21 protein-coding genes and 1 riboswitch are annotated in these 22,687 nt (G+C 67.3%); of the genes, 20 read left to right on the forward strand and 1 reads right to left on the reverse strand.

Going from position 1 to position 22,687, the window contains the following annotated elements:
- Positions 1-89: 89 nt before the first annotated feature.
- Positions 90-238: riboswitch (FMN riboswitch) on the forward strand.
- A 95-nt stretch (positions 239-333) separates the two neighbouring features.
- The 9 genes from pnuC (at position 334) to hisF (ending at position 7,001) form a co-directional block, all read left to right on the forward strand.
- Positions 334-1,044: a nicotinamide riboside transporter PnuC gene (gene pnuC / locus QF036_RS10150; RefSeq protein WP_307101452.1), complete on the forward strand. Its 711-nt coding sequence runs from the start codon at positions 334-336 to the stop codon at positions 1,042-1,044.
- 47 nt (positions 1,045-1,091) lie between these two features.
- Entirely contained in the window at positions 1,092-2,249 is a 1,158-nt protein-coding gene (gene ribD, locus QF036_RS10155; RefSeq protein ID WP_307105882.1) for a bifunctional diaminohydroxyphosphoribosylaminopyrimidine deaminase/5-amino-6-(5-phosphoribosylamino)uracil reductase RibD, read from the forward strand.
- On the forward strand, positions 2,249-2,917 hold the full coding sequence (locus QF036_RS10160) for a riboflavin synthase (RefSeq protein WP_307101454.1): 669 nt from the start codon (positions 2,249-2,251) through the stop codon (positions 2,915-2,917). Before ribD ends, QF036_RS10160 begins: the two co-directional genes overlap by 1 nt.
- 38 nt (positions 2,918-2,955) lie before the next feature.
- Positions 2,956-3,642: a 3,4-dihydroxy-2-butanone-4-phosphate synthase gene (gene ribB / locus QF036_RS10165; protein WP_307105883.1), complete on the forward strand. Its 687-nt coding sequence runs from the start codon at positions 2,956-2,958 to the stop codon at positions 3,640-3,642.
- Entirely contained in the window at positions 3,639-4,340 is a 702-nt protein-coding gene (ribA, locus tag QF036_RS10170) for a GTP cyclohydrolase II (protein WP_307101456.1), read from the forward strand. The genes ribB and ribA overlap by 4 nt, the downstream gene beginning before the upstream one ends.
- 18 nt (positions 4,341-4,358) lie before the next feature.
- Entirely contained in the window at positions 4,359-4,841 is a 483-nt protein-coding gene (gene ribH / locus QF036_RS10175; protein ID WP_003801528.1) for a 6,7-dimethyl-8-ribityllumazine synthase, read from the forward strand.
- Between the two features lie 152 nt (positions 4,842-4,993).
- On the forward strand, positions 4,994-5,257 hold the full coding sequence (locus QF036_RS10180) for a phosphoribosyl-ATP diphosphatase (RefSeq protein WP_003801526.1): 264 nt from the start codon (positions 4,994-4,996) through the stop codon (positions 5,255-5,257).
- Between the two features lie 58 nt (positions 5,258-5,315).
- Entirely contained in the window at positions 5,316-6,176 is an 861-nt protein-coding gene (gene hisG / locus QF036_RS10185; RefSeq protein WP_003801524.1) for an ATP phosphoribosyltransferase, read from the forward strand.
- Positions 6,177-6,224: 48 nt separating this feature from the next.
- Positions 6,225-7,001, forward strand: coding sequence for an imidazole glycerol phosphate synthase subunit HisF (gene hisF / locus QF036_RS10190; protein ID WP_307101458.1), 777 nt, complete (start codon positions 6,225-6,227; stop codon positions 6,999-7,001).
- A gap of 18 nt (positions 7,002-7,019) precedes the next feature.
- Here hisF and QF036_RS10195 read toward each other — a convergent pair whose 3' ends face one another.
- On the reverse strand, positions 7,020-7,664 hold the full coding sequence (locus QF036_RS10195) for a TIGR03085 family metal-binding protein (RefSeq protein ID WP_307105885.1): 645 nt from the start codon (positions 7,662-7,664) through the stop codon (positions 7,020-7,022).
- Between the two features lie 280 nt (positions 7,665-7,944).
- On the opposite strand from QF036_RS10195, the gene QF036_RS10200 reads away from it, so the two are divergent.
- The 11 genes from QF036_RS10200 (at position 7,945) to QF036_RS10250 (ending at position 22,684) form a co-directional block, all read left to right on the forward strand.
- On the forward strand, positions 7,945-8,685 hold the full coding sequence (locus QF036_RS10200) for a hypothetical protein (protein WP_307101460.1): 741 nt from the start codon (positions 7,945-7,947) through the stop codon (positions 8,683-8,685).
- Positions 8,686-8,846: 161 nt separating this feature from the next.
- Complete coding sequence (hisI, locus tag QF036_RS10205) at positions 8,847-9,290, forward strand: phosphoribosyl-AMP cyclohydrolase (RefSeq protein ID WP_307101462.1); 444 nt, start codon at positions 8,847-8,849, stop codon at positions 9,288-9,290.
- A 108-nt stretch (positions 9,291-9,398) separates the two neighbouring features.
- A complete protein-coding gene (locus QF036_RS10210) occupies positions 9,399-10,994 on the forward strand; it encodes an anthranilate synthase component I (protein WP_307101464.1) in 1,596 nt (531 codons plus the stop codon).
- The gene (locus QF036_RS10215) at positions 10,994-11,629 is read left to right on the forward strand and encodes a Trp biosynthesis-associated membrane protein (RefSeq protein ID WP_307101466.1); all 636 of its coding nucleotides are present in this window, start codon (positions 10,994-10,996) and stop codon (positions 11,627-11,629) included. The genes QF036_RS10210 and QF036_RS10215 overlap by 1 nt, the downstream gene beginning before the upstream one ends.
- A 96-nt stretch (positions 11,630-11,725) precedes the next feature.
- Positions 11,726-12,010, forward strand: a complete 285-nt coding sequence (locus QF036_RS10220; protein ID WP_307101467.1) for an HGxxPAAW family protein — start codon at positions 11,726-11,728, stop codon at positions 12,008-12,010.
- Between the two features lie 2 nt (positions 12,011-12,012).
- On the forward strand, positions 12,013-12,831 hold the full coding sequence (gene trpC, locus QF036_RS10225; protein WP_307101469.1) for an indole-3-glycerol phosphate synthase TrpC: 819 nt from the start codon (positions 12,013-12,015) through the stop codon (positions 12,829-12,831).
- Between the two features lie 93 nt (positions 12,832-12,924).
- On the forward strand, positions 12,925-14,250 hold the full coding sequence (gene trpB / locus QF036_RS10230) for a tryptophan synthase subunit beta (RefSeq protein ID WP_307101470.1): 1,326 nt from the start codon (positions 12,925-12,927) through the stop codon (positions 14,248-14,250).
- Entirely contained in the window at positions 14,247-15,065 is an 819-nt protein-coding gene (gene trpA / locus QF036_RS10235; protein ID WP_307101472.1) for a tryptophan synthase subunit alpha, read from the forward strand. Before trpB ends, trpA begins: the two co-directional genes overlap by 4 nt.
- A gap of 8 nt (positions 15,066-15,073) precedes the next feature.
- Positions 15,074-16,351 (forward strand): prolipoprotein diacylglyceryl transferase, encoded by a 1,278-nt coding sequence (lgt, locus tag QF036_RS10240; protein WP_307101474.1) that lies wholly within the window; start codon positions 15,074-15,076, stop codon positions 16,349-16,351.
- Between the two features lie 266 nt (positions 16,352-16,617).
- Positions 16,618-21,234 (forward strand): glutamate synthase large subunit, encoded by a 4,617-nt coding sequence (gene gltB, locus QF036_RS10245; protein WP_307101476.1) that lies wholly within the window; start codon positions 16,618-16,620, stop codon positions 21,232-21,234.
- Positions 21,227-22,684 carry a glutamate synthase subunit beta gene (locus QF036_RS10250; protein WP_307101477.1) on the forward strand — a complete coding sequence of 486 codons (1,458 nt, stop codon included), beginning with the start codon at positions 21,227-21,229 and terminating at the stop codon, positions 22,682-22,684. Before gltB ends, QF036_RS10250 begins: the two co-directional genes overlap by 8 nt.
- The last annotated feature ends 3 nt before the right edge of the window (positions 22,685-22,687 follow it).

Consider the following 22,687-nt stretch of genomic DNA (forward strand, 5'->3'; position numbering starts at 1 on the left):
GCGCAACCGGCCTCCATGACGCCAGAATGACGGACCACAGCGGGAATAGCCTGGGCATGCGCCAAGTTGTGTCAGAATAGCAACACACAATACGTGCTCCGGGGTCGGTGTAAGTCCGAACCGGCGGTGACAGTCCGCGACCCGCGAGCCGGCGTTTCCTTTACGGAAGCCCGGCGGACGGTTGAACTGGTGAAATTCCAGTACCGACAGTTAAAGTCTGGATGAGAGAAGCACGTACAGCTGTACTTGTGGCGTTCCAGAACGCCGCTGCGTTTCGCTGTCGTATACCCCCGGAGCAGTCTCGGCTCTTGAGGGAAGGAACGACACGCACGCATGGACATCCTGCGTTGGCTCTTCGAGGCACAGATTCCCGTGGGCGGATCAGTGCTTATTCTCCGCGAAGTGCTGGGAAACATCTTTGGCCTGGCCAGTGCCCTCGGCGGCATGCGGCGCAAGGTCTGGGCGTGGCCGGCCGGCATCGCGGGCAACCTTCTGCTCCTGACGGTCTTCCTGGGCAACGTCTTCGGCTCCGCCACGCCGGCCACGCTCTGGGGCCAGGCCGGGCGGCAGGTCATGTTCATCATCGTCGCCGCCTACGGCTGGCAGCGCTGGCAGCAAAGCCGCCGGGCGGCAGGATCCTCGACGGCGATCGCGCCCGCCTGGGCCAGTGCCAGGACCCGCGTGGCGCTGGTACTCGCGCTGGTGGCTGGCACCGCCGCCCTCACTCCGCTCTTCGATTCCCTGGGTTCCTACCCGCCGGTGTGGGCGGACTCCTGGACCTTCATGGGCTCGCTCCTGGCCACCTACGGCATGGCCCGCGGCTGGACGGAGTTCTGGCTGATCTGGGTTGCCGTGGACGTGGTGGGCGTTCCGCTGCTCTTCAGCGCCGGATACTTCGCCAGCGCCTTCATGTACCTGTTCTACGGCTTCTTCACCCTGGCCGGCTTCATCGTCTGGTGGCGGGCGTCCCGGACGCAGGCCCAGGCGGACCCCTCCAACGTCAAGGTTGAGACCGCCTTCCCGGACCCGGCGGTGTCCAGGTGACTGCTACCCAGCCGGTATCGGCCTTCACCGCTGCTGAGTCAGCCGCCATGGACCTTGCCCTGGAAGCCGCCCTGCAGGGCCCCCGGGGGGCCAATCCGCTGGTGGGCGCCGTCGTCGTCGGACCTGACGGCCGCCAGCTGGCGACGGGATTCCACCGCGGTGCCGGCACCGCGCACGCAGAAGCCGACGCGATAGCGACGGCGGTCAGCACCGGCGTCGACCTTCACGGGTCCACCATGGTGGTCACCCTGGAACCGTGCAACCATGTGGGCCGTACGGGACCGTGCGCGCAGGCCATCATCGACGCCGGGATAGCGAACGTCGTGTACGCCGTCGACGACCCCCATGACCCTGCCGCCGGCGGGGCCGCCACCCTGCGGGCGGCGGGGGTCAGCGTGCGCAGCGGACTGGCCGCCGAGCGCGCGCTGGAGCTGAACCGGCGCTGGTTCCAGGCTGTGGACGCCAAGCGCCCCTTCGTCACCCTGCACATCGCCCAGACCCTGGACAGCCGGATTGCGGCCGAGGACGGCACCAGCCAGTGGATTTCCAGCCCGGAGTCGCTGGCGGATAACCACGGCATCCGGAACCGGATCGACGCCATCCTGGTTGGAACGCAGACCGTGCTGGTGGACAACCCCCGGCTGACAGCGCGCGACGCCAACGGCGACGCAACCGGAAAACAGCCGCTGCGCGCGGTCATGGGACTTCGCGACGTGCCGGCGGACGCTGCCGTGCGCGGCGACGACGGCAAGGTCCTGCACCTTCCGACCCGGGACCCGCGCGAGGCCCTGTCCATCCTGTTCGCCGCCGGGACCAGGCACGTCATGGTGGAAGGCGGATCGCGGATCCTCAGCGCCTTCCTGGCCGAGGACCTCGTGGACGAACTCATCGTCTACCTGGCGCCCACGCTCCTGGGCTCAGGAACGCCGGCCCTCAACGGACTCGGCATCGGAACGCTGGCGGAGGCGCAGCGCTGGGAATGGGACGCAGCGTCCGGCGGCGCTGTCCAGTTCCTGGGCAGGGACCTTCGCCTGCACCTGCTCCCGGAGGAAGCCGCCGTGCCCCACCGGACCCAGGACCTGCCCGCGGCGGCGCAGCCAGCATCAAAACAGCGAGCTTCAACACAGTCACCATCAACACAACCAACGTCAACCGATTCACTACCTGTCCGCACAGCAGCGGGCACAGCCATGGGAGGCTACTGATGTTCACCGGAATTATCGCCGAACAGGGAAAGGTCCTCTCCGTGGACCGGAACGGGGACACAAGCGCAACGCTGCGCCTGCACGCCCCCGGCACCGCTGACGGGCTGCCGCTGGGCGGCTCCATCGCCGTCAACGGCGTCTGCCTGACCGCCACTGCCATCGACGGCAAGGACTTCAGCGTCGACGTCATGGGCGAGACCCTCATCCGCAGCACCATCGGCGAGCTTGCGGCGGGTGATCCCGTTAACCTGGAACGCTGCGTCCCCGCCGGCGGGCGCCTTGATGGCCACGTGGTCCAGGGCCACGTGGACGGCGTCGGCGAACTGCTTGAACGCGAGCCGCAGGGAAACTGGGAACGGCTCCGGTTCGGTGTGCCCCAGCGGCTTGCGCGCTACATCGCGGAAAAGGGCTCCATTGCCATCGACGGCGTCTCCCTCACCGTTACCGCGGTCAGCCCGGCGGCCGAGACGGCGCCGTGGTTCGAGGTGGGGCTTATTCCCACAACCCTGGCCGACACCGGGCTGGGGGCCAAGCCAGCCGGCGCCAGGGTCAACCTTGAGGTGGACGTGCTGGCCAAGTACACCGAGCGGCTGCTCGCATTCCGCACCGAAGGCACGGAGTTCGGCACTAAGGCTTCGGTAGTTGCTGAAGGCGGGGTCCAGCTGTGAACGGCACGGCAAAGCTTGACGCCGCGGTTTCCGGGGACCTGGCCTCTGTTGCCCTGAGGCTGGATCCGATTGAGGACGCTGTCCGCGCCATGGCAGCCGGCCGGCCGGTGCTGGTGGTGGACAACGAAGACCGGGAAAACGAAGGCGACATCATTTTCGCGGCCCAGCACGCCACCCCGGCGCTCATGGGCTGGACCATCCGGTACAGCTCCGGCGTCGTCTGCGTCCCGCTTGACGGCGCCCGGGCCGATGCGCTGGAACTGCCGCCGATGGTGGAGGTCAACCAGGATTCGAAGGGCACCGCCTACACCGTGTCCTGCGACGCCGCCACTGGCGTCAGCACCGGCATCTCGGCGACCGACCGGGCCCTCACCGCCCGCGTCATCGCCGATCCGGCCAGCGGCCCGGACACGCTGACCCGCCCCGGGCATATTTTTCCGCTGCGGGCCGTTAATGGGGGAGTGCGTGAACGCCCCGGCCACACCGAAGCGGCCGTCGACCTCTGCCGGCTCGCCGGCCTGGAGCCGGTGGGCGTGATCGCCGAAGTTGTGTATGACGACGGGGAGATGATGCGGCTGGACGGACTCCGGGGTTTCGCTGCCGAGCACGGATGCCCCTTGATCTCGATCGAGGACCTGGTTGCCTATCTGGGAGCTGACCACCGTGTATCTTCACAGGAGAGCACTTTGGAAGTCAGTCGGGCCGCAGAAGGGGAAACACGATGACGGCATTTCAAACAGCGGAACCGGGCAGCAACGGCCGGCAGCCGCATCCGGTGAGCAGCGGCCCGGTGGTCCAGCTGCCCACGGCGTTCGGTAATTTCGTGACGCAGGCCTGGACCGATCTGGTGACCGGCGCCGAACACCTTGCGGTCAGCTCCCCGAATGCGCCCAGGGACGGGAAGGCGCCCCTGGTGCGCCTGCACTCGGAATGCCTCACCGGCGATGTCTTTGGCTCCTACCGGTGCGACTGCGGCGAGCAGCTCGCCTACGCCCTGGAGCTGATCGCTGAAAACGGCGGCACGCTGCTGTACCTCCGCGGCCAGGAAGGCCGGGGCATCGGGCTGGCCAACAAGATCAAGGCCTACGCCCTGCAGGAGGCCGGGTTCGACACCGTCGAGGCCAACGAGCAGCTGGGACTGCCCGTTGACGCCCGCTGCTACAAGGCTGCGGCGCAGATCCTGGCCGAGATGGGCCTGCACGAGATCCGGCTGCTGAGCAACAACCCGGACAAACAGAACCGCCTGGCTGTGGCCGGCGTGAAGGTCGTCGAGATGGTGCCCACCGAGGTGCCGTCCCGGGAGCAGAACCTCAGGTACCTGCAGACCAAAAAGGACCGGATGGACCACCTGCTGACCCTCGACACCGAGACCGCGGGCCTGCCCCGCACCGGCACCGACACTTTTGACCACGAACAAGACTGAACGGATCACGAAGACTTTATGAGCGGACACGGCGCACCCCAGATTGACCTCACCACCCTCGACCCCGCGGAAACCTCGCAGCTGAAGCTGGCGATCGTGGCGGCAAGCTGGCACACGCAGATCATGGACGGCCTCCTGGACGGTGCCCTGCGCGCGGCCAAGGACGCCGGCATCAACGAGCCGACGGTGCTGCGCGTCCCGGGCAGCTTCGAGCTTCCCGTTGCCGCCGCGCGGCTGGCTCCGCACTTTGACGCCGTCGTCGCCCTCGGCGTCGTCATCCGCGGCGGAACACCGCACTTTGACTACGTCTGCCAGGCCGCGACGTCGGGACTCACCGACGTGAGCGTCAGCACCGGCGTGCCGGTCGGGTTCGGCGTGCTGACCTGCGACACGGAAGAGCAGGGCCTCGACCGCGCCGGACTGCCCGGTTCCTCCGAGGACAAGGGGCATGAGGCCGTCACGGCCGCACTGTCCACGGCGCTGTTGCTCAAAAACTACTAAGTGCTCATGCAGTACTAGAAAATATTTCCCCAGTTCAGGGGCGCTGCGGGGATGTGGGCGCAAGCATGCAACGTGTGTATTCGCTCACATCCCCGCCGTCATGGAACTGCCCGACAGGCGGGCCCCGGCCCCGAGCAAGTAGGCTGGAGGGCGTGAAGAATTTCGAGACGCTGTTCGCAGAACTGAGCGAGAAGGCAGCGACCCGCCCCGAGGGCTCCCGCACCGTCGCCGAACTGGAGTCGGGAATCCACGGCATCGGCAAGAAAGTCGTGGAGGAAGCGGCTGAAGTCTGGATGGCAGCCGAGTACGAATCCGATGAAGCCGCCGCCGAGGAGATCTCGCAGCTCCTGTACCACCTGCAGGTCCTGATGCTCGCCAAAGGACTCAGCCTGGAAGACGTCTACAAGCATCTTTAGCCGCCTCCGCGTGGCCCCGCTTGCCTGACCCAAACTTCCAAACCAGAAAGACCTCCTAATGCTGCGTGTAGCCGTACCCAATAAGGGATCCCTGTCCGAAGCCGCCTCCGCCATGCTGTCCGAGGCGGGCTACCGCCAGCGCCGGGACAACCGCGAGCTGGTCATGGTGGACCCCGACAACGACATTGAGTTCTTCTTCCTCCGCCCCCGGGACATCGCCGTTTATGTCGGGCAGGGAACGCTCGACGTCGGAATCACCGGCCGCGACCTCCTGCTGGACGCGCAGGTGGAAGCTGAGGAACTGCTTCCGCTCGGCTTTGCCGCCTCAACGTTCCGTTTCGCCGGACCGATCGGGGACTTCAGCGTTGTGGAGGAACTCGAAGGCAAGCGCCTGGCCACCAGCTACGACGGCCTCCTGCGCGACTACCTGGCGGAGCGCGGCATCAAGGCGAAGGTGGTCCGGCTGGACGGCGCGGTGGAATCCTCCGTGCGCCTCGGCGTCGCAGACGCCATCGCCGACGTCGTCGAAACAGGCAACACCCTCAAGGCCGCCGGCATGGAGATCTTCGGCGAGCCGATCCTCAAGTCCGAGGCAGTGCTCATCCGCCGCACCGGCGAGGGCGGCGCGGCCAACGGCACGGCCAAGGAAATCGACGTCCTCATCCGCCGCCTGCAGGGCGTCCTGGTGGCGCGCCAGTACGTGCTCATGGATTACGACATCCGCAAGGAGCTCGTGGAGCAGGCCGCAGGCCTCACGCCCGGCCTGGAATCACCCACCGTCTCGCCGCTGCGCGATTCCGACTGGGTGGCCGTCCGCTCCATGGTGCCCAAGAAGGAAACCAACCGGATCATGGACGAGCTGTACGACCTCGGCGCGCGCGCCATCCTGGTCAGCAGCATCCACGCCTGCCGGATCTGACCCGGTTTTCCTTAAACAGCACACCCCAGCAGTACAACAGGAGAAGTCATGGCTGTAGCCGTCCGCGTTATTCCCTGCCTGGACGTTGATGCCGGCCGCGTGGTCAAGGGCATCAATTTCGAAGGCCTCCGCGACGCCGGGGACCCCGTGGAACTGGCCCACCGCTATGACAACGCCGGCGCCGACGAACTCACCTTCCTCGACGTGACCGCCTCCTCCGGCAACCGGGAAACGACGTTCGACGTCGTCCGCCGCACCGCCGAGGAAGTATTCATCCCGCTGACCGTCGGCGGCGGCGTCCGCGGCGTGGCCGAGGTGGACAAGCTGCTGCGCTTCGGCGCCGACAAGGCATCGATCAACACCGCAGCCGTGGCCCGTCCCGACGTCATCGACGAAATCACCCGGCACTTTGGTTCCCAGGTGCTGGTGCTGTCCGTGGACGCACGGCGCGTCCGCCCCGGATCCCAGACCACGCCGTCGGGCTTTGAAGTGACCACCCACGGCGGCCGCCAGGGCACCGGAATCGACGCCATCGCCTGGGCCAAGGAAGCCGCGGACCGCGGGGTCGGCGAAATCCTGCTGAACTCCATCGACGCCGACGGCACCAAGGACGGCTTCGACCTCGAGCTCATCCGGCTGGTCCGGTCCGCAGTCAAGGTTCCGATCATCGCCTCCGGCGGCGCCGGGGAGCCCGCGCATTTCCCGCCCGCCGTGCAGGCCGGAGCGGACGCCGTCCTCGCCGCCTCCATCTTCCACTGGGGCCCGGACGACATGATGTCGCAGGTCAAGACCGCAATCCGCGACGCCGGCTTCGAGGTCCGCTGACCTCAATCACCGGCGGAGTTAAAGCCCTACTTCGGCTGACTGGAGAAGGGCGACGGCGTCTGGCTGGCCTTCGAAGGTCACCAGCGCGTGGCGCGTGCGGCCGTGAGCGTGCATCAGCAGCTCACCGGGCTCCCCGACGATGGCCACGGACACCGGAGCGCGCTTGGCCACGTGGCGGGGGCCGGAGGGACTGACCAGGACGATGCCTACGTCCACGCCGCGGTACAGGATGGCGGCACGCTTGACCAGCTCATCCCACAGGGCGTCAGAGTATTCCTCGTCGAGGGCGCGGGGTGCCCAGCGGTCAACGGCGCGCCGGACGTCCTCCGTGTGGACGAAGTATTCGATCAGGTTTGAGCTCTCATCCAGCGCCTTGATCTTCATCGGCGAGAGCGGAGGCGGTCCCGCGCGGAAGGAGTTCACGAGCTTGGCGTAATCGTCGGCGGTCCTGAGTTTTCCGGCCAGGCGGGCGGTCGCCTTGTCCGAGGCCTTGGACAGGCTCTTGATGATCAGGCCCAGCCCGACGGCGGCCTTCCGCTCGCGCAGGTAAAGGTGAGCTGCGAGGTCCCTGGTCTTCCAGCCTTTGCAGAGCGTGGCGGAATCAGGACCGGCCGCCAGCAGGGTCTCGGCCAGGACTTCTCGGGACGGATCGACGAAATGCATCACTTGGAAAACTAGCACGTCCGCGGGGGAGTTGCGCAGTCTGTTGATAGCGGGGAATTTGTGCCCCCGTTCACGCTGGTCCTGGGGCCGTCCCCGAATCCGGAGACGCTTCAAGAAACCCCAAGCTTTTTCCAAGCTGGTCCACCAAGTATGGGCAGGGGGGAGTGCACGCAAACTGGCTCCAGCGCATCATCAGACGCTTTAGGTCTGCTTCCGGGGAGTGAGCGGAAAGGCTGCAGTGGAGCGAATAACAAAACTCCATCTGGCGTGAGGAAATGTAATGAGCACTCTCAAGAAAATGGGCACACTGGGCAGCCTCGGACTGCTTGTTTCGGGCAGTCTGATCTTCGGTTCGGCTAACGCCGCCACTGCGGCGACATGCCGGACGGGCTTGGCCGCCCCCACCAGCACAACCTTCACCGGGACACTCGTGACGGCCACCAACTTCGAGGGAAACACCCTGTCGCCGTTCACCAGGAGCGTCTCGGGGACCGGAACGGTGGCGGTGACGAGCCCCAAGGCGCACTCAGGAACGTGTTCGGTCCGTATCCGTGCGACTGACACATCAGGTTCAATAGCGAGAATGTATGTGGGGCTACCCACCGGAACAAAGCGCGCCAGCGCGGACGCCTGGGTGAACATCACCACTGGCGGCCTTGCCGGCAACAATGTGCCGTACGTCCGTTTCTTCTCGGGCTCCACCCGGGTGGCGGACGTCTTCCGCAACAACGCCAACGGTGAGCTGTGGCTGCGGACCGCAAATCCCAACGGTACGGTCTCCTACGCCAGGCTCCAGGCCGCCAGCGTTCCGCTGAACACCTGGCAGCATGTCAGGATGCAGGTACGGGCGGACGGCACCAGGTCCTCCATCCAGGTGTGGTTCGGCACCGTCCAGGTGTTCAACAGGACAGTGAACCTGCCTTCCACGACCGTGAGCAGGGTGCAGTTTGGCGCGGAGCACCCGCGCCAGATGGGTGACAGCTACGTCGACGACGTCGTTATCAAGCGTTCCGCTTCCTGACCGGGTTCCTGACCGAACCAAATACTCCCCCCTTGAATGTGGTTGGCCGCACGGCCCGCAGGTGGCTCGAAGCCCCCTGCGGGCCGTGCGGTATGTCCAGGGGAGCGGGGAGGCCAGGGCGTTTGTGCCAGCGTCCCGGGATGGGCACTAGACTTGACGTGATGTCTGAGCAGCCCACCCCCAGCCCCGCCCCCGCCCCTGCCGCCGGTGCCTCGTCCCCCGACGCCGGCGAAAGCCTTCTGCCGGGGAGCCCGCTTCCGGTCGGGATTGCTTCGGCGCTGAAACGGGACGGGGCCGGACTCGTGGCTGCCATCGTGCAGCAGTTCGACACCAACGAGGTCCTCATGCTGGGCTGGATGGACGACGAGGCCCTCAACCGGACCATGACCACCGGCCGGGTGACGTTCTACTCGCGCTCCCGCCAGGAGTATTGGCGCAAGGGTGACACGTCCGGCCACGTGCAGTGGGTCAAGTCGGTGGCCCTGGACTGCGACGGCGACGCCCTCCTCGTGCGGGTGGACCAGGTGGGGGCAGCATGCCACACCGGTACGCGGACCTGCTTTGACGGCCGGGCCTTCGACGTTGTGGCAGGTCCGGCCAACTAGCGGCCGCCCCTCCCACCCAACAGGCCCCCCACCCAACAGGCCCCCCACACTCAACAGGCCCCACCCCCCAACAGGCACTGGCCAAGAACAGACGGAGAACCAATAGCCATGCAGGACCTCGGAATCATCAGCCCTGGCCTGGAAGAATTCCGGGAACTCGCCGCCCACAGCCGCGTCATCCCTGTCCGGCTCAAGGTGCTGGCGGATGCCGAAACGCCGATCGGGCTGTACCGGAAGCTGGCGCAGGGCCAGCCGGGCACGTTCCTCATGGAGTCGGCGGCTGTCGGCGGTGCCTGGTCCCGCTACTCCTTCATCGGTTCCCGGTCCCGCGCCACGCTGACCACCAAAGACGGGCAGGCGCACTGGCTGGGCGAGCCGCCGGCGGGTGTTCCCGTGGACGGAAACCCCGTTGATGCCATCCGCGACACGATCGAGGCGCTGCGCACCGACCGGTTCGACGGGCTTCCGCCGTTCACCTCCGGCCTCGTGGGATTCCTGGGCTGGGAAACGGTCCGCCACTGGGAGAAGCTCATCAGCCCGCCCGAGGACGACCTGCAGCTGCCCGAACTGGCGCTGAACCTCGTCACGGACATGGCCGTCCACGACAACATGGACGGCACGGTGCTGCTCATCGCCAACGCCATCAACTTTGACAACAGCTCCGAACGCGTCGACGAAGCCTGGCATGACGCCGTCGCCCGCGTGAAGGAGTTGCTGGCACGCATCAGCACCCCGGTGCTCCAGCCGGTGTCTGTACTGGAGCCGGCGGCCCTCGATTTTGCCGCCAGTGTCCAGGAGCGCTGGCACGAACCCGAATACCTTGCCGCCCTCGACCGGGGCAAGGAGGCGATCGTGGACGGCGAAGTATTCCAGGTGGTCATCTCCCGCCGCTTCGAGATGGAGTGCGGGGCGTCGCCGCTGGACGTCTACCGGGTGCTGCGCAACACGAACCCGAGCCCGTACATGTACATCTTCAGCCTCGAGGACGCCGCCGGCCGGCAGTACTCGATCGTCGGCTCATCGCCGGAGGCGCTGGTGACGGTCACCGGCGAGGACGTCATCACGCACCCCATCGCCGGCTCCCGGCCCCGCGGCAAGACCGTGGACGCGGACAAGGCAATGGCCGAGGAACTCCTCGCGGACCAGAAGGAACGGGCGGAACACCTCATGCTGGTGGACCTGTCCCGGAACGATCTGTCGAAGGTCTGCGTGGCGGGTTCCGTGGACGTCACGCAGTTCATGGAGGTGGAGCGTTTCAGCCACATCATGCACCTGGTCTCCACCGTCGTCGGACGCCTGGCCCCGACGGCGAAAGCCTACGACGTCCTGAAGGCCACCTTCCCGGCCGGAACCCTTTCGGGCGCCCCGAAGCCCCGCGCGCTGCGGCTCCTGGATGAACTCGAACCGCACCGGCGCGGCTTCTACGGCGGCGTGGTGGGCTACCTGGACTTCGCCGGCGACATGGACATGGCCATCGCCATCCGTTCCGCACTGCTGCGCGAAGGACGTGCCTACGTTCAGGCGGGCGGCGGCATCGTGGCGGACTCGAGCAACCCGGCCGAGGCACAGGAAACCGTCAACAAGGCGGCGGCCCCGCTGCGGGCTGTCCACACGGCAGGCTCGCTGCACAACATCACGCCGGACTCCGTCAGCGCTCCCGATTCCGTCAGCAGCCCCGGTTCCGTCACGGAGGCAAACTCCTGATGGCGGTTCCCGCAGGATCCGCCGTGCCGGGCAAAACGCGCAGCACGGTCCCGGGCTGGGCGCGGAAGTCCACGGTGGTGCTGCTGATCGCGGTCCTGGCGCTGGCGGTTTTCGGCACCACCACCCAGACCTGGCTGACGGTTCACCTGGATCCCCAGCAGCTGGGCCAGAGCGCAGGCAGTGAAGGCGGTCTCCAGGTCCAGGGCAGCAAAGCCGCCACCACGGTCACGGCGCTGGCCCTCGTCGCGCTGGCGGGCGGGCTCGCGGCCTCCATCGCCGGAAGGATCGCACGCTGGGTCATCACGGCCATCATCGTGCTGGCGGCGGCCGGCATCATCGCCGCGGCCGCCACCGTTCTCGCTGACCCGCTGGCCGCGGCCCAGGGATCCATCGCCGCCGCCACCGGTGTCTCGGGTGGGAGCGCGGACGTAAGCGTCAGTGCCTTCCCGGTGCTCGCCGTCGTCGCCGGTTCCCTGCTGGCCGTTTGCGGCCTGCTGGTGGTTCCGGCGGGGCGGTACTGGAAGTCCCGGACCAAATACGACGCCGCGGCGTCCGGTCCCGCAGGCGAGCAGACCGGCCCGGTGGACGAGATCGACAGCTGGGACAGGCTCTCCCGGGGCGACGACCCCACGTGAGCCGGCGGGTCACGCAGCCACGCACCCCGGCGCGATGCCGAAGGCCGCGGCAAAAAATGGCAGAATGTAAGCAGTATTGATCCTGAGGAGATTCACATGAGCAAAGCCACTGTTTCCGGTACAAAGCCCGCAGCCCCCAAGGAGCACCACGGCATCGACCACAGCATTGACCTGGGCCACGGCAACAGCCCGGCCGCCTGGACCTGCGTGATCGTCATGCTCATCGGCGCCCTCATCGCCTCCATCGCGTTCGTCATTGCCAACACCCCGATCTTCTGGGCCGGCATCGCCGTCATGTTCGTCGGCCTGCTGGCCGGTTACATCATGCGCAAGGCCGGCTACGGCGTGGGCGGCAGCAAGATCAAGAACACCGGCCACTAATCGTGACTGTTCTCGACGACATCAACGCCGGTGTCAGGGAGGACATGGAGGACCGGAAGCGCCTCGTGTCCCTCGCGGAACTGAAGGAGCGCGCCCTGGCGGCGGCTCCTGTCCGGGACGCCTGGGCTGCCCTCGGAGGAACGTCCGCGGACCGGGGCGAGCTGAAGGTCATCGCCGAGATCAAGCGCCGCAGCCCCTCCAAAGGCGACCTCGCCAGCATCGCGGACCCCGCGTCGCTGGCTGTGCAGTACGCCGACGGCGGAGCCGCGGTGATCAGCGTGCTCACCGAGCAGCGCCGTTTCAACGGTTCGCTGGCTGACTTGGACGCGGTCCGCGCCAGGGTGGACGTCCCGCTGCTGCGCAAGGACTTCACGCTGGACGAGTACCAGATCTGGGAAGCCCGCGCCCACGGTGCGGACCTCATCCTCCTGATCGTGGCCGCCCTGTCCGACCAGCAGTTGCGCGAATACAGCGCCCTGAGCCGCGAGCTCGGCATGAACGTGCTGGTGGAAACGCACACGCCGGAGGAAGTCGAGCGCGCCGTGGCCGCCGACGCGCGGATCATCGGCGTCAACGTCCGCAACCTCAAGACGCTCGACGTCGACCGTTCCGTTTTCGCCTCGCTCGCCGGCAGCATTCCCCCCGGCGCCGTGGTGGTGGCGGAGTCCGGCGTTCGGAACGCCGACGACGTCGCGCACTACGCGGCGCACGGCGCCAATGCCATCCTCGTGGGGGAGGCGCTCGTCAGCGACGCCACCCCGCGTGAACGCATCGCGGAGTTCACAGCGGCCGGGGCCGCGGCCATCGCCGCCCGGGCCTGAGCTCCCACCCAACCGTGGCGCCATCCGTCCGCACGCCGTGCGGACGGATGGCGCCTGACATCAATAAGAAAAGTGAACAGGATGGTGAGACTGATGGCCGACGCGCCAACAGCCGGCTCTGACCAGGGCTCGGTGGATGCATTCCTGCAGGGAGGCACCTCGCTGCGCCACGCCCCGGGACCCTACTTCGGCGCCTACGGCGGCCGCTGGATGCCTGAGTCACTGATCGCGGCCCTGGACGAGCTCGAGGACACGTTCGAGAAGGCCAAGGCCGATCCCGAATTCACCGCCCAGATCGCGGACCTGAACAAGAACTACTCCGGCCGGCCCTCACTCCTGACCGAGGCCAAGCGCTTCGCTGAGCACGCCGGCGGTGTCCGGGTCTTCCTCAAGCGTGAAGACCTGAACCACACCGGCTCGCACAAGATCAACAACGTGCTGGGCCAGGCACTCCTTGCCAAGCGGATGGGCAAGACCCGCGTCATCGCCGAAACCGGCGCGGGCCAGCACGGCGTGGCAAGCGCGACGGCAGCTGCCCTGCTGGGCCTCGAATGCGTTGTCTACATGGGTGCCGAGGACTGCCGCCGGCAGGCGCTGAACGTGGCCCGGATGGAACTCCTGGGCGCCACGGTCATCCCCGTCACCAACGGTTCGCAGACCCTCAAGGACGCCATCAACGAAGCCCTCCGGGACTGGGTGGCCAACGTCGGCAACACCCACTACCTGCTGGGCACGGCAGCGGGCGCGCACCCGTTCCCGGCCATGGTCCGCTACTTCCACGAAGTCATCGGCGAGGAGGCCCGCGCCCAGATCCTCGAGCAGGCCGGGCGCCTGCCCGACGCCGTCTGCGCCTGCATCGGCGGCGGCTCCAATGCCATCGGCATTTTCCACGGCTTCCTCGATGACCCGTCAGTGAAGATTTACGGCTTCGAGGCCGGCGGCGACGGCGTCGAAACCGGCCGCCACGCGGCCACCATCACGCTCGGCCGGCCCGGCGTGCTGCATGGTGCCCGGTCCTACCTGATGCAGGATGACGACGGCCAGACCATCGAGTCGCATTCCATCTCGGCCGGCCTGGACTACCCCGGCGTCGGACCCGAACACTCCTACCTCGCCGACATCGGACGCGTCAGCTACGAGCCGATCACGGACAGCGAAGCCATGGAAGCGTTCCGCCTCCTGTGCCGCACCGAGGGCATCATTCCTGCGATCGAGTCCTCCCATGCCCTCGCCGGCGCCATCAAGGTGGGCCAGCGGCTGGCAGCGGAGGGCGGCGCCGCCGGGGCCTCAGACAAGATCGTGATCGTTAATCTCTCCGGCAGGGGAGACAAGGACGTTGCCACCGCAGCAGAGTGGTTCGACCTTCTGGACCAGGACTCGGCCGAAGCAGCCATCGGCAAGGAAGGGGAGCAGCTGTGACCACGGCCCCTAACACCAGCAAATCCGCCACCAGCAAGTCGGCCATTGCCATCGACAAGGCCCACGCGGAAGGCCGCGCGGCCCTGATCGGCTACCTGCCCGCCGGGTACCCCAGCGTCGAGGAGACCATCGCCGCAGGTATTGCCCTGGCGCGCAACGGCGCCGACCTGATCGAGGTCGGCATTCCCTACTCCGACCCGGTCATGGACGGCCCGGTCATCCAGGCAGCCACCACCGAGGCCCTGGCCAAAGGTTTCCACGTCCGGCAGGTCTTTGACGTCGTCGCCGGCATCACCAGCCAGACCGACGCCGCAGTCCTGGTCATGACGTACTGGAACCCCGTGGTCCGCATGGGCGTCGACGAGTTCTCCCGGCGCCTGGCCGAGGCCGGGGGAGCAGGGCTCATTACCCCCGACCTGATCCCGGACGAGGCAGCCGAGTGGATGGACGCGTCGGAGAAGTACGGCCTGGACCGGGTCTTCCTGGTGGCGCCCTCCTCGACGCCCGAGCGCATGCGCCGGACCGTGGAGGCGAGCCGCGGCTTCGTCTACGCGGTCTCCATCATGGGCGTCACCGGTGCCCGCACGGCCGTGAGCGATGCGGCCACCGGCGTCGTGGCTGCGGCCAAGGCTGCCGGCGCGGAACGGGTGTGCGTAGGCCTCGGCGTCTCAACGGCCGAGCAGGTCGCAGAGATCGCGGCCTACGCGGACGGCGTGATCGTCGGCTCGGCGCTCGTGGCGGCCGTGCGCGACGGCGGCGTGGACGCCGTTGCACAGCTCACCAAAGACCTCAGTACCGGACTGGCCAGGAAGTAACCGCACCCATGCAGACGCTCCTCACCGCAGCCGCACTGGTTCCAGCCGGCATGGTGCCCGCAAGCATCCCGAGCCCGGACTGGTCCGGGTTCGATATTCCGCTGCCGTGGGGATCGCTCCGCATCCACGCCTACGCCCTGTGCATCCTGGCAGGGATCGTCGTCGGCCTGTGGCTGACATCCGTCCGCTGGGCCAAGCGCGGGGCACCCGAAGGCAGCGTCTGGGACATCGCCATCTGGGCCATCCCCTTCGGCATCATCGGCGGCCGGCTCTACCACGTGTTCTCTTCGCCGGACGCGTACTTCGGTCCCGGCTTCGACGGCACCGGGGACCTGTCCCTGATTCCGCAGATCCAGCGGGGCGGCCTCGGAATCTGGGGCGCCGTGGTGCTCGGTGCCTTCGGCGCCTGGATCGGCTGCCGCCGTGCAGGGGTCAAGCTCACGGCCTTCATCGATGCCGCGGCGCCTGGCCTTCTGCTGGCGCAGGCCCTCGGCCGGTGGGGAAACTACTTCAACCAGGAGCTCTTCGGCGGTCCCACCACGTTGCCGTGGGGACTCCAAGTGGACGCGGACAACGCCAACTTCCCGGCCGGCTACCCGGCCGACACCCTCTTCCACCCCACGTTCCTGTATGAATCGCTCTGGAACATTCTGGGTGTGCTGATCCTGCTGGCCCTCGACCGGCGGTTCCACTTCCGCCGCGGCCGGCTGTTCTGGCTGTACGCCATGTACTACACGCTGGGCCGGGTATGGATCGAGGCCATGCGGATCGACGACGCCGAGCAGATCAGCCTGTTCGGCATCACCACCCGCCTGAACGTGTGGACCAGCATCTTCGTGTTCATCGCCGCGCTGGCCGTGTTCATCGTGCTGGGCCGGCGCAAGGACGGCAACGCGGACAGTGTTTACCTGCCGGGCCGGGAGCCGGCACCCGCGGCGGCCGCAACGGCCGGCGGCGGGAAGCCGGTCTCCGGGGAGGCCGACGGCGGGAAGCCGGCCGTTGCTGAAACAGCAGGTTCGGGGGCGGAAAAGGATACGCCAAAGGACTCCGGTTCGGCTCCAAATGTGACCGGCAATCCGGTCCGTGATACGGACCGCGTTGTCTCAGATAGTGAATCGCGTGATAATCTCCCTGATAACCAAAACGGTTCCGGGCTAGCTTCTGCCCAAACGGAAGCAGTCCCGGCATCCACCGGCGGAACCCCAACCGCCGCGGAGTCGCGGAACGCCGGAAAGTCCGGTGGCACCGAGACCGGGACCGCGCCGGAGCCCGGCAGCTCACGCTAGCCGCCACCGGTACCCAGGGCAGCAGAGAGTTACCGCTCGGAGCGCCCACCACCACAGCGTCGTGGCAGAGGCCAACTCCGGCCAGCATAGAGCTGCTGGCCGGTCAAGCCCGGGGCGGAAGCCTGCGTAACTGTTAGTCCAGCACGCATGCCTGCCCTACAATTTCCAGTAAGCATTAACACTTTGTTGCGCCCATCACAGTGGCGCTCTGAGTGGGGCCAACGTTGTCCCTTCCATACGCACGATCAGGAGGAAGGACGTCTCCCATGACCCAAACTCTTTCAAGCCCCAGCTGGTCCGAACCGAACCAGCCGGACGCCGCCATGTCGCCGTTCAAGCGGTTCGCGGCGCTCCCCGAGGCATCCGGGCTCTACAACCCGGAGCAGGAGAAGGACGCCTGCGGTCTTGCGATCATCGCCACCCTGCGCGGTGAGCCCGGCTACGACATTGTCGACGCCGCCCTTACGGCCCTGCGCAACCTCGAGCACCGCGGTGCCGTCGGCGCCGATGAGGGAACGGGTGATGGCGCCGGTCTCCTGATGCAGGTGCCGGACGAGTTCTTCCGTGCCGTCACCGAATTCGAACTTCCGGCCCCCGGCCAGTACGTGGTGGGCACCGCCTTCCTGCCCGCTGAGCAGCGCGAGGCTGACGCGGCGAAGGCTGGCATTGAGGGTCTGGCCGCCGACGAAGGACTGACCGTCCTGGGCTGGCGCGAGGTTCCCGTCGTCGCCGACCTGGTCGGTGCGATGGCGCGCGCCTGCATGCCGTACTTCTCGCAGCCGTTCTTCGCCTCGGCAACCGGCGAGCAGCTGGACCGCAACGACCTGGACGGCCGCGCCTGGCGCATCCGCAAGCGCGCCCAGAACAAGTTCGGCGTCTACTTCCCGTCGCTGTCCTCCCGGACCATCGTCTACAAGGGCATGCTGACCACGGCCCAGCTGGAGCCGTTCTACCCGGACCTTTCGGACAAGCGTTTCAAGACCAAGCTGGCGATCGTCCACTCGCGCTTCTCCACCAACACCTTCCCGTCCTGGCCGCTGGCCCAGCCGTTCCGCACCATCGCCCACAACGGTGAAATCAACACCGTCAAGGGCAACCGGAACTGGATGCGCGCCCGCCAGTCCCAGCTCGCCAACCCGCTGCTGGGCGACTCGCCGGAAGAGCTGTTCCCGATCTGCACGCCCGGCGCGTCCGACTCCGCGTCCTTCGACGAAGTGGCCGAACTGCTGTGGCTCTCCGGCCGCCCCATCACGCACGCCATCATGATGATGATCCCCGAGGCCTGGGAAAACCACGCCACAATGGATCCCGCACGCCGTGCTTTCTATGAGTACCACTCCCTCCTGATGGAACCCTGGGACGGCCCTGCCGCCGTCTCGTTCACCGACGGAGCCCTCGTGGGCGCCACCCTGGACCGCAACGGCCTGCGGCCCGGACGGTACTGGATCACCGAAGACGGCCTGGTCGTCTTCGCCTCCGAGGTGGGCGTCATCGACGTCGAACCCTCCAAGGTGGTCAAGAAGGGCCGCGTCTCGCCGGGCAAGATGTTCCTGGTGGACACCGAGGCCGGCCGCATCATCGGCGATGAAGAGGTCAAGGCGGAAGTTGCCGCGGCGAACCCCTGGGCCGAGTGGGTCAAGGACAACCTGATCGACCTCAACGAACTGCCGGAACGCGAGCACGTGGTGCACACCGCTGCGTCCGTGAACATCCGCCAGCGGACCTTCGGCTACACCACCGAAGAGCTGAAGATCCTGCTGGGCCCGATGGCCCGCACAGGTGCCGAACCGCTGGGCGCAATGGGCTCCGACACCCCGGTCGCCGTGCTGTCCAAGCGCCCCCGCCTGCTCTTCGACTACTTCGTGCAGTCCTTTGCCCAGGTCACAAACCCGCCGCTGGACGCCATCCGTGAGGAGCTGGTCACCTCCCTGACCTGCGCCATCGGCCCCAACGGCAACCTCCTGGACACCAAGCAGGTACGCCAGCCACAGGTCTCCCTGCCGTTCCCGGTGATCAACAACGACCAGCTCGCCAAGATCGCCAACATCGAGGACGCCGAAGGCAATCGTGTGGCCATGAAGGTCCGCGGCCTTTACCGCCCCGAGGGCGGCGAGAACGCGCTGCGCGCCCGGCTCACCGAAATTTGCGAGCAGGTGTCCGGCGCCATCAACCGCGGCGTGCAATACGTGGTCCTCTCCGACCGCGACTCGAACGCCCAGTGGGCCCCGATCCCGTCCCTGCTGCTGGTCAGCGCCGTGCACCACCACCTGCTGCGAAGCGCCAACCGCACCAAGACCGCCCTGGTGGTCGAGGCCGGCGACGTCCGCGAAACGCACCATGTGGCTGTCCTCGTGGGCTACGGCGCGTCCGCCGTGAACCCGTACCTAGCCATGGAATCCGTCGAGCAGCTCATCGCTGCCGGCGACGTGGTGGGCGTGACCCCGCAGGACGGCGTCTACAACCTGATCAAGGGCCTCGGCAAGGGTGTCCTAAAGATCATGTCCAAGATGGGCATCTCCACCGTGGCGTCCTACACCGGCGCCCAGACGTTCGAAGCGCTGGGCCTGGGCCAGGAGCTGGTGGATGAATTCTTCGCCGGCACGCATTCCCAGCTGGGTGGTGTGGGCCTGGACGTCATCGCGGCCGAGGTTTCCGCGCGGCACCAGATGGCCTACCCGGAGGGCGGCATCGAACAGCCGCACCGGCCCCTGCTGGGCGGCGGTGAGTACCAGTGGCGCCGCGACGGCGAACCGCACCTCTTCAACCCGGAGACCGTTTTCCGGCTGCAGCACGCCACGCGTGAGCGCCGCTACGACATCTTCAAGGCCTACACCAAGGGCGTGGACGACCAGTCCGAGAACCTGATGACCCTGCGCGGTCTGCTCAAGTTCAAGGACGGCGTACGCCCTGCCGTGCCGCTCGAGGAAGTCGAGCCGGTCTCCAGCATCGTCAAGCGCTTCTCCACGGGTGCCATGAGCTACGGCTCCATCTCCAAGGAGGCCCACGAGACCCTCGCAATCGCCATGAACCGGCTGGGCGGCAAGTCCAATACCGGTGAGGGCGGCGAGGACGTGGACCGCCTGCTGGATCCCGAGCGCCGGTCCGCCGTCAAGCAGATCGCCTCGGGCCGCTTCGGCGTCACGAGCCTGTACCTGACCAACGCGGACGACATCCAGATCAAGATGGCCCAGGGCGCCAAGCCCGGCGAAGGCGGCCAGCTGATGGCGCAGAAGGTGTACCCCTGGGTTGCCCGGACGCGCCACTCGACCCCCGGCGTCGGGCTCATCTCCCCGCCCCCGCACCACGACATCTACTCGATCGAGGACCTCGCGCAGCTCATCTACGATGCCAAGCGCGCGAACCCCTCCGCCCGGGTGCACGTCAAGCTCGTCTCTGAGGTGGGCATCGGCACAGTTGCCGCCGGCGTTACCAAGGCCAAGGCCGACGTCGTGCTTGTTTCCGGGCACGATGGCGGTACCGGCGCCTCGCCGCTGAACTCGCTCAAGCATGCCGGTGTGCCGTGGGAGCTGGGTCTCGCAGAGACCCAGCAGACCCTCATGCTCAACGGCCTGCGCGACCGCGTGGTGGTGCAGGTGGACGGCCAGCTCAAGACCGGCCGCGACGTCGTCATTGCCGCGCTGCTCGGCGGCGAGGAATTCGGCTTCGCCACGGCACCGCTGGTGGTTGAGGGCTGCATCATGATGCGCGTCTGCCACCTGGACACCTGCCCGGTGGGTGTTGCCACGCAGAACCCCGAGCTGCGCGCCCGCTTCAGCGGCAAGCCGGAGTTCGTGGTGAACTTCTTCGAGTTCCTGGCCGAGGAAGTCCGCGAGATCCTCGCGGAGCTCGGTTTCCGAAGCATCGAGGAAGCGATCGGCCACGCCGAAATGCTGGACACCCAGGAGGCCATCAGTCACTGGAAGGCCGAGGGCCTGGACCTGGATCCGATCCTGCACGGCCTCGAGTTCGACGACGACGCCCCGCTGCGGAACCTGACCGGCCAGAACCACGAGCTGGATAAGCACTTCGACCAGCGGCTCATCACCATGGCCGCCGAGGCGCTGACCGACCGTGCCCCGGTGAAGATCACCGTTGACGTCATCAACACCGACCGTTCGGTGGGCACCATGCTGGGCCACGTCGTCACGAAGACGTTCGGCACGGACGTGCTGGCCACGGACACCATCGACATCACGCTGAACGGCACCGCCGGCCAGTCGCTGGGCGCCTTCCTGCCTGCCGGCATCACGCTGCGCCTGTACGGCGACTCCAACGACTACGTCGGCAAGGGCCTCTCCGGTGGCCGGATCATCGTCCGCCCGGACCGCTCCAACGTGTTCCAGGCCGAGCGCAACGTCGTGGCCGGCAACGTGATCGGCTACGGCGCGACGAGCGGCGAGCTGTTCCTGCGCGGGCAGGTGGGCGAACGCTTCCTGGTCCGCAACTCGGGCGCCACCGCGGTTGTTGAAGGCATCGGCGACCACGGCTGTGAGTACATGACCGGTGGCCAGACGCTGATCATCGGCCGCACCGGCCGCAACTTCGGCGCGGGCATGTCCGGCGGTACGGCCTACGTGCTGGACCTGGACACCGCCCGGGTCAACAAGGAAGCCCTGCAGTCCGGCGAACTCCAGCTCCTTGAGCTGGACGCCGAGGACCGCGACATCGTCCACGGCCTGCTGGTCAAGCACGTGGAGGAAACCGAATCCCAGCTGGCCGCGCGTCTGCTCGACAACTTCGACGACACCGCTGCCCGCATTACCAAGGTGCTGCCGCGCGACTATGCCGCAGTGCTGCAAACCCGTCTTGACGCCATCGAAGAGGGCCTTGACCCCGACGGCGAAGAAGTTTGGTCTCGAATCCTGGAGGTGACCGGTGGCTGATCCACGCGGATTTCTGAAAGTACGTCAGCGTGAAACCCAGCCGCGCCGTCCCGTTCCCGTCCGCATCATGGACTGGAAGGAAGTTTACGAGGCTCAGGAAAAGGGTGTCCTGAGGAGCCAGGCCGGCCGCTGCATGGACTGCGGTGTGCCGTTCTGCCACCAGGGCTGCCCGCTGGGGAATCTGATTCCCGAGTGGAACGACCTCATGTGGCGGGACAAGGGCGAGGAAGCGATTGAGCGGCTGCACGCCACCAACAACTTCCCCGAATGGACCGGCCGGCTCTGCCCTGCCCCGTGCGAGGCGTCCTGCGTGCTGGGCATCAACCAGCCCGCCGTGACCATCAAGCAGGTGGAGGTTTCCATCATCGATGAGGCCTTCGAGAACGGCTGGGTCAACCCGCTGCCCCCACACCGCCTCACCGGCAAAACGGTCGCCGTCGTCGGTTCCGGCCCTGCCGGCCTGGCGGCTGCACAGCAGCTGACCCGGGTCGGCCACACCGTGGCCGTCTACGAACGCGACGACAAGATCGGCGGCCTGCTGCGCTACGGCATCCCCGACTTCAAGATGGAAAAAGAGCAGGTGGACCGCCGGCTCGAGCAGATGAAGGCCGAAGGCACGCGCTTCCGCACCGGCGTCGCCGTCGGTACGGACGTCACCTGGGAGCAGCTGCGCCGCCGCTACGACGCCGTGGTCATCGCCACCGGTGCCACCGTGCCGCGTGACCTTCCCATCCCGGGCCGCGACCTCGAAGGCGTGCACTTCGCCATGGATTACCTGGTCCCGTCCAACCGCATGGTGGCAGGGGAGTCCCCGGAGAACCACATCGACGCCCGCGGCAAGCACGTCGTCATCCTCGGCGGCGGCGACACCGGTGCGGACTGCATCGGTACGGCACACCGCCACCAGGCAGCGTCGGTGACCACGCTGGCCATCGGCAAGCAGCCGCCGCTGGAACGCGCCGGCCACCAGCCGTGGCCGACGTTCCCCACCCTCTTCGAGGTGGCCAGCGCCCACGAGGAAGGCGGTGAGCGCACGTACCTCGCCTCCACCGTTGAGTTCGTGGGCGAGGACGGCAAGCTGACCGGCGTCAAGGTTGCAGAGACCGAATTCGTGGACGGCAAGCGCCTCCCCAAGGCCGGCACCGAACGGATCATCCCCGCCGACCTGGTGTTCCTGTCCCTCGGCTTCACCGGAGCCGAGCCGGCCGGCATCACCGAGCAGGTCAACGCCGCGTTCGACGGCCGCGGCAACGTGGCCCGCGACGGCTACTACATGACCAACACGGAGGGTGTCTTCGTGGCAGGCGATGCCGGCCGCGGACAGTCCCTGATCGTGTGGGCCATCGCCGAGGGCCGTGCCGCCGCTGCGGCGGTGGACAAGTTCCTGATGGGAAGCACCATCCTTCCTGCTCCTGTCGCTCCGACGGACCGTGCCATAGCCGTCCTGTAGCGA

The sequence above is a fragment of the Arthrobacter globiformis genome (assembly GCF_030817195.1).
Taxonomy (GTDB): Bacteria; Actinomycetota; Actinomycetes; order Actinomycetales; family Micrococcaceae; genus Arthrobacter; species Arthrobacter globiformis_D.